Here is a 12,992-nt window from a genome sequence, read left to right as displayed (position 1 = left end):
GATATCCTTATATATATCATGAGGGCTATAATTTTAAATGCTACTGCTTGGATGATTGTTCCTGTAATGGATGCTTTTGCTAAATATTTAAGCTCATCTATGGATGTTTTACAGATAACGTGGGCAAGATATTTTTTTACTGTAGTCTTCACATTATCCTTAATGCTTATTTTTTATAGACATTCATTAGTTTGGACAAAAAAACCAGCCCTTCAATTAATTAGAGGATTAATTTTTGTTTTTTCTACTTATTTATTTTTTTACGCCATATCTGAAATTTCACTTCCTAAAGCCTTAACCTTAGCTTTTGTCGCTCCAATTTGTGTTACAGCCTTATCTCCATTTTTTTTAAATGAGAAGGTAGGGGTGAAAAGGTGGACAGCTGTTTCATTGGGATTTATTGGAACATTAATTGTAATTAGACCTGGCTTTATTGAGCTTAACTTGGCTACTATGGCTGCCTTAGGTAATGGAATTTGCTATGGATTTTATCTCATTATCACTAGAAAACTAAGCACCTCTGATAATCCTCTATTAACCCTTTTGCTGTCTGGTTTGATTGGAACTATAATAATAAGCCTTTTTATGCCGTCAGTTTGGATCAATCCCACGTCAAATCAGTGGATTTTAATGGCTTTAATTGGCCTTATAGCCTCCGTAGCGCATCTTTTCCTAATATTATCACTCAAATACGCTGATGCCTCTAAATTAGCTCCTTTGGGCTATACAGAGATAATTACCAATATACTAATTAGTTACTATTTCTTTCATGAATTACCTGATAACTGGACATATTTAGGTTTGTTTATCATTGTTCTAAGTGGCCTATATATTTCTAGAAGAGAATATTTGCTTACTCGTTCTAATTAATAGTAAATAAATAGTTACTAATATATAATCCAATACTTTAAAATATATTTTTAAACTATTGTAATTGTTATGTTTTTTATAATTATAAAAAATATAAATTAAGACAAATTATAAAATTAATAATTGTTATTTTAAATAGATAAAGCCAAAAATAACAATCTTAATAAAGAAAATAAACCATAATACTTAAAGTGTTTAATACCAATGATTTTATTGGCAAATTAAAAATAAAATTCAAACTTTTAATTTTAATAAGTTGATAGGGGAACAAAATTTAAAAAAATTCCATAAAATTTGACACTAAATTTAGCCTTGGTATCATTTAAAAGTAGAGCAATGCAGTTATAGAATATATGTTTTAAACAGCCATAGATGTGCTTTATTTCGTTATATCAAGATATATAGTGCAACTGAAGGGTGAATATTGCTGTTTGTGTTAAAATAAGCTTAAATATTAAAAAAACGTTGATTTTACTAGTGTTTTTGACCGTAAAATAGGCCAAAAAGCCACTAAATACAAACTTTTTCAGACTTCAATAAACTTAGTTTCCTTTTAATTCCACCTCTTCCTGAGTATCCACCAAGGCCTCCATCGGACCGAATTACTCTATGACAAGGTATTTTGGGGGCATAAGGATTTTTTCCGCATGCATTAGCTACAGCACGCGCTGATTTAGGGCTTTTTATAGCTATAGCTACTTGTTTATAGGTTTTAACAGTGCCTTTTGGTATAGTTTTAAGGTAATTCCAGACTTTTAATTGAAATTTAGTACCCTTCATCAATAAAAATTTAAAATAATGAAACATATTATAAAGAAAACAGTTAAAATTGAAAGATAAATAGTTTCGAGGGTTTTTCCAGATTTTTTATAATTAATAAAACTTAATATTGCAAATCCAAAAGATGTTATTAAAAAATATATCGGTTCAATTACTCCGTCTATGCCCATATTTAAATAATATTTCATACCCATTGTTCACACAATGTCATTAATTGTCCTTTAAATTATTAAATTATTTTATTTGACATTGTAGAATACTTGATATATTACTAACGATAATTAATTGTTATCATTAGTGATTGTATGAATGAGCTATCTACAGAACTTAAATTACTTCATGAGGAAACTATAAATAACCTCAAAAATTCTAAAGCAAATAACACGTTAAGAGCTTATAAATCAGATTTTGCAGACTTTGGAGCTTTTTGCGCTAGACATAATTTTAATTCATTACCAACAGATCCTAAAATAGTTTCATTGTACTTAACTCATCTTTCTAAAAAATCAAAAATAAGCACTTTAAGACGGAGATTAGTGTCAATTAGCATGTTCCATAAATTAAAAGGTCATTATCTAGACACAAAACATCCGATTATAATTGAAAATTTAATGGGAATTAGAAGGGTCGTAGGAAGTATTCAAAAAGGTAAAAAACCTATATTAATCAATCATTTAAAATTAATTATTAATGTAATAAATAATCAAAAAGTTGACCAATTAAAAAAACTAAGAGATAAATCAATAATATTAATTGGCTTTGGAGGTGGTTTTAGAAGAACTGAACTTGTTTCAATTAATTATGATGATTTAGAATTTGTTTCAGAAGGTCTTAAAATAAAAATTAAAAAGTCAAAAACTGATCAATTTGGTGAAGGAATGACTAAGGGGCTGCCCTACTTCACTAATGAAATTTATTGTCCAGTAACAAACCTTAAAAAATGGTTAGAAATTTCTAAAATTAAATCAGGACCTATATTTAGAAGATTTACAAAAGGTCTATCATTAAGTGACAAAAGATTAACAGACCAATCTGTAGTTTTATTGATAAAAGAATATTTGAACTTAGCAGGTATAGAAAATAAGAATTATTCGGGTCATAGTTTAAGATCAGGTTTCGCAACAGTCGCTGCTGAGTCGGGTGCTGATGAGCGAAGCATAATGGCTATGACAGGTCATAAAACAACACAAATGGTCAGAAGATATATAAAAGAAGCAAATATATTCAAAAATAATGCTCTAAATAAAGTTGAAATCTAATTAAATATTGATTCGTAAATAAAATCATAAATGGTTTCAGAAGCTAATTTATTATTTTTGTTCAATATGTTTAATTCATTTAAAATTTGTTTTTGATGATCTAATTGACTTTGATTAATTCTAAAAACATTATCATTAATAAATTTTTCAATTGAATTAATATTGTTAGATTTTTTTATAATTTTAAAAATTTTTTGTCCAATAACATTTAATGATGAATTGTAGTCAAAATTATCTTTAATTAAAAAACAATAAGGTTTATTAAGATATAAATATTCTGCAGTGAAAGAAACGCTGTCTAAAATTAGTGCGTCAGACTGAACAAATAGATCATGATAATCTACTTCAGATAGAATTGTATTTGATCCATTATTCCAGAAATTATAATAATCATCAGTTTTATGGTATCCCCAATCCTTATGCGCATAAAGCTTTTCCTTTAAAGCTGGATGAGGCTTGAAACAGAAATCAATCATATTTTTATATTTTATAGAAAGATTAATAAAATCTTTAGATAATTTCAGGAAGGTAGAAAAATAATTTTTTTTATTATCATGCTCAATAGTATGATGTGGAGCTAAAATTATTTTTTTATGAAATTTATTTTTCCATATAATATGACTATTACTATTAATTTTAAAATAATCACAACCTATATAATCTGAAATTAAAACATTCTTAGCATCGTAACTATTTTTTACGATTTTTAAATTTTCTTTAAATGGTAGAAATTGTTTCCACAAAAGCTTATGAAATAAAGTTCCACATTGTAGCTTATCGTTTTTATCAATAAATAAAGAATAAGGAGCATAACAATTTAGGCTATTTTTAAAATTGTAAATTGAATATCTAAACTTAGATTTTAAAAGTGTTCTTGAATAAAAAACAATATCAGGTTTAAACAAAAAATCTAAATTTTTCCATGATTTAGTGAATTCATCATAAGAAGAAATTAAATTTATATTTTTTTTACTAAATTGTACTTTATTTAAAAGATACTCATTATGATAATCTGCATTGTAATTTTCATCAGGTATAAAAATTACATGAACGTCAAATTTATCTTTATTATTAAAGATTTCAAATAATAATTGATATTTCCACTGTGAAATATGATTGACTAAAAATATAACTGATATTTTATTTTTAAATTTTAGAGATTTTAAAATATGATCATATCTTCTTTTATTAAAATTTAAATATATTTGATTATTTTTCAAAAAATTAGATAATTTATTCATAAATCAGAGAATTTAGTTATTAATTAATCTATCCCATTTCTTAAATATTTTTTTTGAATTATATTTTTTTGCATAAGCAATAGATGATTTCTTTAATTTATTTAATTTTAAATTATTCATATTAAATAATTTGATTATTGGTTTATTAATATTATTTATAGAATTAATTACATAGCCATTCTTATTATTTATTATTATTTCCTTTAGAGCAGTTTTGCCCAAAGATATTACAGGTAAACCAACTCTCATTGACTCAATTGCGTTTAGACAAAATGTTTCATCATAACCTAAGCAAACCATGCATGTAGATTTTTTATAATAATTAATTAATTTTTTTCTTTCTACTCTTCCATGAAAAAAGATGTTATTAAATATATTTTGATATTCTTTTTTAAGTTTAATTGAAAATAAATGTAATTCAGAATTTGGATATAATGGTCTAATTTTTAAATTCCACACGTTAATCAGATCTTGTAATCCTTTATCTCTCTGAACCGACCAAATAATTCTTTTTACATTTTGTTTTTTAAAAATAATTTTTTTTTGATTATTAAAAATTTTAGGTAAAAAATTTGGTATTACTAATCTTTTTTTGAAATTATATAATTTAGATGTATTATTATTTAAATATTTACTAACAAATACTGTTTCAATTTTATTTGATAATAGAGAGATTAATTGTTTTTTTCTAAAAGCTTTTTCAATTTGTAATTTATTGTGAAGCCAAAGAATGTTTCTTTTTGCGTAAACAGAACTAAAAATTTTTGCATCATTTGAACTTATAATAATATCCCATTTCTTATTTTTTATATTTTTATTTATTTTATTTATTAAAACAACATCATGTTCTTTTTTTAAATGATTAAAAAGATCAAAATTTAAAACTTCTATTCCACCTAAAGAATATTTTTTATTAAAATTTTGTTTCGTATTAACATTAATTAAAATTTTCATTTAAATAGATTTTAATCCCAAAGAAATCTTTCATAAGTTTTGATATTAAATGTTTTCATTAAGATAAAATTCGATACGATAGATGAATTAAAATATTTTAAATATTTTTTTTTACCATTTTTTGCAATTCTCCTTCTTTCATTATCATCTTTTTTATATTTTTTAATTTTTTCAATTAGATCACTGTAGTTTTTATATGTGACGATTTCATTTTTAGAAAAAAAATCTGAATATAGAGTTTTTTTATCAATTAGAGTAAGAAGTCCATTCCCCATTAACTGCGCCATTCTATCACTACTATAATATTTTATTGGTTTACCTCTGCTCAGATTTAAACCCATTTTAGAGTTTGATAGTTTTTTAATAAAATTATCGCTCCATATAGGCTGTTTTTCTTTAAAACCATAAAAATCAAAGTTGATATTTTTATTTTCTTTTATAAGTTTACTTAAAATTTTTTCTCTATCATCATACTTACCCTTTTTTAAAATCCCTCTATGTACACCATGGCTCATTGCAAAAAAAACATCATTTTGGCAATTTTTCTTATAATTTTCTAAAGTTTCAAATGCTGGATCTGCAGGATTTGGAATAAAAAAAGAATTTTTTAATTTAAAATCTAATGAATTTGGGTCTGTAGTAATAAAATTCGCATCCATAAAATCAGAGAATTTTAGTAATCTTTTTTTATTATTTAAATAATCGGGACCTGTTTTTGATACAGGATCTAAAAACCATTGAACAAACTTAACTTCTTTTTTTTTTTCTTTCATGTAATTAAGTGTATCAAGTGATGTATTATCAGCGTGTCCCATAACAATTATATCAGGATTAAAATTTTTAAAAGAGTTAATAATTTTATTATTTAATGTTTTAGATCCTTTTGGATCACCTAAGCTTTTATAATATGATGTTATATCTCTATCACTAATATTTAATACGTTGTGTCCTAATCTTATAAATCCATTATTAAATCGTTTTCCAGTATTATAATGTAAGCGACCATCAAATCTTTCGTTAAAATTAGTGATATGAAGAATTTTAAGATTTTTTAAGTTTTTAGTAGCAATGTTTATATTTTTCGAAATTGTATCGTATCTTAAGTTATCGATTAATCTAGAGGCATTTTCATTAGTTAAATTAAAATTTTTATATGACTCTTTTTGTAATTTTATTCTGTAAGATACATTTTTAATTAAGAAATCAATTTTATTAAATAAGTTTTTTTCAGTAATTTTTTTTAAAACTATCGCATGATTAGTTGTCTCAGTTAAACCTCCAGTATTAGATATTATTAATGCACATCCTCTACTTGCGGCTTCCAAACTAGATCTACCAAATGGTTCATCCCACATGGATGGTACAACAGAAATACTGACTTTTTTAAGTGTATTTAATATAAATTTATTATTTTTATATCCTAAGTGATACAAATTTTTGTGTTTGAAAGAAAATTTTTCTCTTGGCTCATCGCCAATTACAATACATTTCCAATCTTTGTATTTATTTAAAATTTTTGTGACAGATTTTCCAAAAATATCATATCCTTTAGATGAATTCAATTTTCCAACAAAAGAGATTATTTTTTGTTTTTTCTTAAAATCAATTTTTGTTGAGGATGTGGATTGATGAATAACAGTAATTTTACTTAAATCTACGTTTTTAGGTAAATTCACTAAAAATTGATTTTTAGACCAATTACTATTAAATACTATTTTTTCATTTTTATTTATTAAACTTAATCTATCTTGAACAGTAATAGAACCTTGCATTTTTAAGGGATCATTATGAAAAAAAAGAATTTTTTTAACATTTGTGATTTTATCTAAAGTGCTTATATAATGGGGTCTGTTATGTACTTCTATAAGATCTATATTATTTTTATCTATCAACTTTATAAAGTTATTTAAATATTGATTTGAAGTACTTGAAAAAAGTTTTTTTTTTAATGTGATATTAATATAATTTTTAAAAGTTTTTTTATTATACGTAGAGCCAAAAACTTTAATATTTTTTTTTAATTTACTAATTTGATTCGTATCATTAACAAAAATAGATACAGCTCCCGCTTTGTTTTTAGTAAAATTTTCTTTATAAGGAAGAAGAATACAAATTTGCATTTTTATATTTTATTAAGATATTCATTTTTAATTTTTTTTCTTTTTTTTACATCCTTTTTTAACATATATTCATTTTTCATAGCTAAAACTTTAGATTTATAGGCTTTTTTATATATTATTTCCCATTGTCTACCTCTTGTGAATTTAGCTCCCTTAGAGCTATTGTGTAATTTTAATCTGATACTAAGGTTTTTTGTATAACCTACATATGTAGGTTTTTTAGGATTATCTTTAGATAATAAAATATATACGTAATAAACCATTTTGGCGGTCCCTAGGGGAATCGAACCCCTCTTTCGAGGATGAAAACCACGTGTCCTAACCGATAGACGAAGGGACCAGAAGCTGTTTTTTATTGTAAATTAGATAATTAATCAAGTTAATCGTCAAATTTTTTGTTTTAGTTTTATTACTTTTTTTAGTCCTGAAGATTTATGCGTCACCAAAGTCTCTGAAATAAATTCATTATCATAAATCTCTATACCTGAAACTAGGTCACCATTGGTAATGCCGGTTGCACAAAATATAGAATCACCAGAAATAATCTCTTTTAATTCATATTTTTTTGAAAAATCGTTTATACCCATTTTTTTTGCTCTTTTTTTTTCATCCTCTGTTTCAAATAAAAATCGCCCTTGAAAACTACAATTAAAAGCATCTAATGCTGTAGCGGCTAAAACTCCTTCTGGTCCACCACCAATACCCAAAAAAATATCAACATTATGTTTATTTTCAGTTACTAATAATGCACCAGAAATATCTCCATCAGTAATTAATTTAATATTAACTTTTAATTCTTTTAAATCTCTAATTATTTCAACATGTCTTGGTCTATCCATGATACATGCTGTTAAATTTTCTGGTTTTTTATTTAAATAATCACTCAAATTATAAATATTTTTTTTGACTGAATTATCTAAATCTACAACACTTCTATCTTTTGATTTAGTTGAAATTTTTTCCATATAAGTTTCAGGGGCTTTAAATAAGTTATTTTTTTCAGCAATAGCTATTACTGATAAAGCACCAGGAAGATTATTTGCAGCAAAATTTGTACCTTCTAAAGGATCAACAGCGATATCAAAATCTGGGCCATTACTTTTTCCTAGTTTTTCTCCAATATATAACATTGGTGCTTCATCTAGCTCACCCTCACCTATTACTATCTCACCTTTCATATCTAGATTGTTTAAACTAAATCTCATAGAGTCTACTGCTGCTTTATCAGCTGCAATTTTATCTCCTTTTCCTACTTGATATGATGATGCTAATGCTGCATTTGATGTAACTTTAACAAATTGATCTATAAATTTTTTATCAATAGCCATTAAGCTTTTTCATCAATTAAATTTTCTTCATTAATCTTAGACTCAAATTCTCTTAAACGTTTATATACACTTGCAAGTTCTATAATGGTTGGCCAAGCTTTTAATATATATTGCATCGATCCTTCTACTCTTCCAAATGCTCTTATAATTTGCTGCATTACACCAAGTGTAACAGCTCCAGCAACTATTGCGGGAGCTAAAAAAACATAAGCGGATAAAACATTTGCTTGTAAATACGCTATTCTACCAATATTAAAATACAAATACCTAGCGTAACTTAAAAAATGAATGCTTCTTACACCATCAAATAATTCTTCAATTGTTTTAGGTCTGACTGATCCATCGTCTTCTGCAATTACAAGTATTTTTCTATAAGCTGCTTCTTTTTTCTGTAAATCGTACTCAACCCCAACTAATCTTAGAATAAAACCAAGCAAAATTAAAAAAATTGTTCCTCCAACAGACCAAATTAAAGCGCCCACTATTAATCCATAATCCCAGTCACCAAAAAAGAATATTGGTATTCCAATACTCAATCCAAATAAAATAGGCATAAATTCAACAAGTATCATTATAGCTTCAATTAAGCTTGTACCTAGAGACTCCATAATTCTTGAAAATTTAATAGTATCTTCTTGAACTCTTTGCGCAGCTCCCTCTATTTTTCGAGCTTTATCATAAACACTATGATACCATTCAACCATTGCTGTTCTCCATCTAAACAAATAATGAGAAGTAAAAAAACTTACCACAACTGCTACACCAACATACATTGCAGCTAAAGTTATAAAAGATAGTAAGCTTGACCAATACTCTTCTATTGTAATTGAGTTTGGTGCTCCTAAAGCTTTTTGAATCATATCATAAAATTCACCAAACCATTCATTGATTTTAACATCTATTTTAACTTGTATCCAAAGAGATGATAGAATGATAGCCGAACCTATCCATGACCAAAGAAACCAATTCTTTTGTGTGAAAAATCTAAACATAGATTATTTTAAAAAATTATCTGCGTAAGATTTCTTTACAGTTTTTCTTTTTCTAGGTTCAATTAATTCGAAATCTATTTTCCTTTTTTTTGCATAATTAATTGCTAATTCCTTTGAAGAAAATTCTAATTTTAACTCTGTATAAGTATCTGATGAACTTTCCCAGCCCATTAAAGGGTTTTTTGTTGGATCTTTTGTTTTAAATTCTAAAATCCATTTGTCATTTTTTGCTAATCCAGATTGCATTGGATTTTTATTTGGAATGTAAATAATAGCTTTTTTCATAAACGATGGTCGGAGTGGCAGGATTCGAACCTGCGACCCTCTGGTCCCAAACCAGATGCGCTACCAGGCTGCGCTACACTCCGATCCGAGTACTAATACAACAGTTATTGATAATTTCAATGTATAAAGAAGCCAAAATTAAAAGAAAATTGATTAAAATCTGGTATATAACAAAGCATGATTATTACTTGCCCTTGCAAAAAGAAACAATTCAAAATTGATAGTTCATTAATACCACAAGAAGGGCGAGAACTACAATGTGGTTCATGTGAAAGAGTTTGGTTTTACAGACCAAAAATTGAGAGCGAAACACCATTAACATTAAATGAAAATATTGAAAATAAAATAGAACCAACTATTGAAACAAATGACAAAAATCTAGAATTTAGCAAAAACTTACAGAAAGAAAAAATAACAGAACCTGAAATAAAAAACAAAACATCAAAAGAAATTTCAAAAAAGGTTAAAAATTTGGAAAATGAAAATAAAGGATCTAAATTTTTTTCTTATTTGATTGTATTTATAATATCAATTGTAGCACTAATTATTTTGTTAGATACACTAAAAACCCCACTAATTAATGTGTTTCCTGGATTAGAGATTGCTTTATTTAACCTTTTTGAGACATTGCAAGATATAAAACTATTTATTATAGACCTATTCTAATTTTTTATGATTAATTATATATCTAAACCTTTTAGATGGTTTTTTAAATTAGAAGCCGCAAGTGGACTAGTATTGTTGTTTGCTGCAATAATAGCTTTATTTATAAGTAACTCTGACCTAGCAGATTTATATTTCGATACTCTTAATAATTATGTATTCATTGGTATAAATAGTTTTGGATTAAAATTGTCAGTATTGCATTGGATTAATGATGCCCTGATGGCAATTTTCTTTTTTTTTGTAACCTTAGAAATTAAAAGAGAATTTTTACAAGGAGAGCTTTCAAATATAAAGCAAGCTTTATTACCAATAATTGGTGCTGTAGGAGGGATGTTAGTTCCAGCATTATTTTATGTTTTCGTAAATTTAGGTGATAGTGAAACTTTAAATGGATGGGCTATTCCTTCAGCTACTGATATTGCTTTTTCTTTAGGAGTTTTATCTTTGTTAGGTAAAAGAGTTCCTTTGTCTTTAAAAGTATTCTTAACTGCATTAGCTATAATTGACGATTTAGGAGCAATAGTAATTATTGCCCTATTCTACTCTGGGGATTTGAGTATTAAGTACTTAAGCTTAATGTTATTGGCTTTTATTGTTTTGTTATTAATTAATAAATTTAATATTAAAAAATTTCTTCCATACTTGGTTGTAGGTCTTTTCCTTTGGGATTTTACACATAATTCAGGAATACACGCTACTATTGCTGGAGTTTTATTGGCTATGACTATCCCTCATAGAAAAAAAGAAAAAGATTTTTCTTTGTTAATAAAAATCGAACATGCAATTAGTCCATATGTTGCTTTTGGAATAATGCCATTATTTGCATTTGCAAATGCTGGAGTATCTCTTGAAGGTTTATCTTTCGCTTCATTACTTGATAAGGTTCCTCTAGGAATCGTATTAGGACTATTCCTTGGTAAACAGCTAGGTGTTTTTGTATTCTCTTATGTCTCTATAAAATTAAAAGTAGCTCAAATGCCAAATGATACAAGTTGGTATAATTTTTACGGTGTAGGAGTGCTTACTGGGATTGGTTTTACAATGAGTTTATTTGTTGGAAATTTAGCTTTTGTTGAAAACATGCAATATATGGATGGAGTAAAAATTGGTGTATTAACTGGATCACTGTTATCGACTTTATTTGGTTATTTTTTAATACTGCTTACACCAAATAAACCTAGTAAATGAAAAAAGTAATAATTCTGATATCCATAATTATGTTTTTTTTTAAAACTGCAGCAACAGCTAACTACGAAAAAAAAATTTATGATTTAAGCATAGAAAGCATAACTGGAGAGACAATTAATTTTAAAGATTACAAAAATAAAGTTATTTTAATTGTTAATACAGCAAGTTATTGTGGATTTACAAAACAATACGATGAATTACAAGAATTGTGGGATTTATATAAAGAAAAAGGTTTAATTGTTCTTGGTGTTCCATCGAATTCATTTAATCAAGAAAAAAAAAGCAATGCAGATATTAAGGAATTTTGTGAAGTAAATTTTAATATTAATTTTCCACTAACAACCATAACTGAGGTTAAAGGTAATAATGCTCACGAACTTTTTAAATGGGCAAAAGAAAATCATGGTAAATCAGCTGAACCAAAATGGAATTTTCATAAAATTTTAATTAATAAAGAAGGTATTATTCAAGATACATTTGCATCTTTTACAAAACCTATGTCAAAAATAATAACCAAAGCTATAGAAAATATCTTATAAGTTTATAGTTAATCCATCATGTGCAGGAATAACATTTTTTGGTATTATTTTTTTAAGCGCTTTATAATCTAGCACTGGTGATAGGTTTGTAAGAACAGCTTTTTTGGGTTTGAATTTTTTAATTATAGCTAGTGCGGTTTCTAAATTAAAATGTGATGGATGAAAATTGTACCATAGACAATCAATTACTAGATATTTAAGATTTTTAAAATACTTATGATCTTTATTGTAAATTTTGCTCACGTCACTTATATAAGCCAGTTTTTTATTAATAATAAAACAATTTGATTTTACTTTACCATGTTCAACAATAATCGATTGAATACCAATTTTTTTATAATTATTTTTAATAAATATTTTTTTTTGTAATTTATTAAGTTTTAATGTTGCGGGGTATTCTTTTGAATAACTTTTAAATATATAAGAGAAAGAATTTTTAAGATATTTAGAAGTTTGGTTATCTGCATACACATTAATCGGTTTTCTACTATTTATATAAAAAGATCTTAAATCATTAATTCCATGTGTTTGATCACCATGCATGTGTGAAAAAAGTACTTTATTAATTTTTTTTATTTTATGACTTAAAAGTTGTTGTCGTAGATCAGGAGATGTATCTATAAGAATATTTTCATCTGTAGTTTTAATTAAAGCTGAACATCTTGTTCTATAATTTTTTTTATTATTAGGATCACAATTTCCAAAGAAACCATCTGGCCTTGGAACGCCCATTGAACTACCACAGCCTAAAATAATAAATTTCATTAATT

General features: G+C 26.0%; 14 protein-coding genes and 2 tRNA genes. 5 read left to right on the top strand and 11 right to left on the bottom strand.

Annotated elements, in window-relative coordinates; all coding sequences use genetic code 11:
• The first annotated feature begins 18 nt into the window (after window positions 1-18).
• The gene (locus ACTT9L_RS02160; protein ID WP_440927722.1) at window positions 19-870 is read left to right on the top strand and encodes a DMT family transporter; all 852 of its coding nucleotides are present in this window, start codon (window positions 19-21) and stop codon (window positions 868-870) included.
• Window positions 871-1,380: 510 nt separating this feature from the next.
• On the opposite strand, the gene ACTT9L_RS02155 is transcribed toward ACTT9L_RS02160, so the two are convergent.
• Window positions 1,381-1,677, bottom strand: a complete 297-nt coding sequence (locus ACTT9L_RS02155) for a methylated-DNA--[protein]-cysteine S-methyltransferase (RefSeq protein WP_440927721.1) — start codon at window positions 1,675-1,677, stop codon at window positions 1,381-1,383.
• A gap of 278 nt (window positions 1,678-1,955) precedes the next feature.
• On the opposite strand from ACTT9L_RS02155, the gene ACTT9L_RS02150 reads away from it, so the two are divergent.
• A complete protein-coding gene (locus tag ACTT9L_RS02150; RefSeq protein WP_440927720.1) occupies window positions 1,956-2,909 on the top strand; it encodes a site-specific integrase in 954 nt (317 codons plus the stop codon).
• Here ACTT9L_RS02150 and ACTT9L_RS02145 read toward each other — a convergent pair.
• The 9 genes from ACTT9L_RS02145 to ACTT9L_RS02105 all read right to left on the bottom strand — a co-directional run bounded on the left by ACTT9L_RS02145 (window position 2,906) and on the right by ACTT9L_RS02105 (window position 9,912).
• Window positions 2,906-4,150 (bottom strand): CDP-glycerol glycerophosphotransferase family protein, encoded by a 1,245-nt coding sequence (locus tag ACTT9L_RS02145; protein ID WP_440927719.1) that lies wholly within the window; start codon window positions 4,148-4,150, stop codon window positions 2,906-2,908. The genes ACTT9L_RS02150 and ACTT9L_RS02145 overlap by 4 nt on opposite strands.
• 12 nt (window positions 4,151-4,162) lie before the next feature.
• On the bottom strand, window positions 4,163-5,104 hold the full coding sequence (locus tag ACTT9L_RS02140; RefSeq protein WP_440927718.1) for a glycosyltransferase: 942 nt from the start codon (window positions 5,102-5,104) through the stop codon (window positions 4,163-4,165).
• Window positions 5,105-5,115: 11 nt separating this feature from the next.
• A complete protein-coding gene (locus ACTT9L_RS02135; RefSeq protein ID WP_440927717.1) occupies window positions 5,116-7,224 on the bottom strand; it encodes a glycosyltransferase in 2,109 nt (702 codons plus the stop codon).
• Between the two features lie 2 nt (window positions 7,225-7,226).
• On the bottom strand, window positions 7,227-7,487 hold the full coding sequence (locus ACTT9L_RS02130; protein WP_440927716.1) for a GIY-YIG nuclease family protein: 261 nt from the start codon (window positions 7,485-7,487) through the stop codon (window positions 7,227-7,229).
• 2 nt (window positions 7,488-7,489) lie between these two features.
• A tRNA-Glu gene (locus ACTT9L_RS02125) sits at window positions 7,490-7,564 on the bottom strand.
• A 46-nt stretch (window positions 7,565-7,610) separates the two neighbouring features.
• Complete coding sequence (gene glpX, locus ACTT9L_RS02120) at window positions 7,611-8,552, bottom strand: class II fructose-bisphosphatase (protein ID WP_440927715.1); 942 nt, start codon at window positions 8,550-8,552, stop codon at window positions 7,611-7,613.
• Window positions 8,552-9,544 (bottom strand): putative transporter, encoded by a 993-nt coding sequence (locus tag ACTT9L_RS02115; protein WP_440927714.1) that lies wholly within the window; start codon window positions 9,542-9,544, stop codon window positions 8,552-8,554. The genes glpX and ACTT9L_RS02115 overlap by 1 nt, the downstream gene beginning before the upstream one ends.
• A 3-nt stretch (window positions 9,545-9,547) precedes the next feature.
• Window positions 9,548-9,829 (bottom strand): ETC complex I subunit, encoded by a 282-nt coding sequence (locus ACTT9L_RS02110; protein WP_440927713.1) that lies wholly within the window; start codon window positions 9,827-9,829, stop codon window positions 9,548-9,550.
• A gap of 6 nt (window positions 9,830-9,835) precedes the next feature.
• Window positions 9,836-9,912, bottom strand: a tRNA-Pro gene (locus ACTT9L_RS02105).
• A gap of 94 nt (window positions 9,913-10,006) precedes the next feature.
• On the opposite strand from ACTT9L_RS02105, the gene ACTT9L_RS02100 reads away from it, so the two are divergent.
• Genes ACTT9L_RS02100 through ACTT9L_RS02090 form a run of 3 tightly spaced genes read left to right on the top strand, consistent with a single transcriptional unit; the run spans window position 10,007 to window position 12,222 of the window.
• The gene (locus tag ACTT9L_RS02100) at window positions 10,007-10,495 is read left to right on the top strand and encodes a zinc-ribbon domain-containing protein (protein ID WP_440927712.1); all 489 of its coding nucleotides are present in this window, start codon (window positions 10,007-10,009) and stop codon (window positions 10,493-10,495) included.
• 6 nt (window positions 10,496-10,501) lie between these two features.
• Window positions 10,502-11,683: a Na+/H+ antiporter NhaA gene (gene nhaA / locus ACTT9L_RS02095; RefSeq protein WP_440927711.1), complete on the top strand. Its 1,182-nt coding sequence runs from the start codon at window positions 10,502-10,504 to the stop codon at window positions 11,681-11,683.
• Complete coding sequence (locus ACTT9L_RS02090; protein WP_440927710.1) at window positions 11,680-12,222, top strand: glutathione peroxidase; 543 nt, start codon at window positions 11,680-11,682, stop codon at window positions 12,220-12,222. Before nhaA ends, ACTT9L_RS02090 begins: the two co-directional genes overlap by 4 nt.
• On the opposite strand, the gene ACTT9L_RS02085 is transcribed toward ACTT9L_RS02090, so the two are convergent.
• Window positions 12,217-12,987 (bottom strand): MBL fold metallo-hydrolase, encoded by a 771-nt coding sequence (locus ACTT9L_RS02085; protein WP_440927709.1) that lies wholly within the window; start codon window positions 12,985-12,987, stop codon window positions 12,217-12,219. The two genes, ACTT9L_RS02090 and ACTT9L_RS02085, sit on opposite strands and share 6 nt — an antisense overlap.
• Window positions 12,988-12,992 lie beyond the last annotated feature (5 nt).

The organism is Candidatus Pelagibacter sp. (genome assembly GCF_052049675.1).
Taxonomy (GTDB): Bacteria; Pseudomonadota; Alphaproteobacteria; order Pelagibacterales; family Pelagibacteraceae; genus Pelagibacter.
The sequence above is the reverse complement of the archived record's forward strand: the minus strand, read 5'-3'. Positions and strand labels throughout refer to the sequence as shown.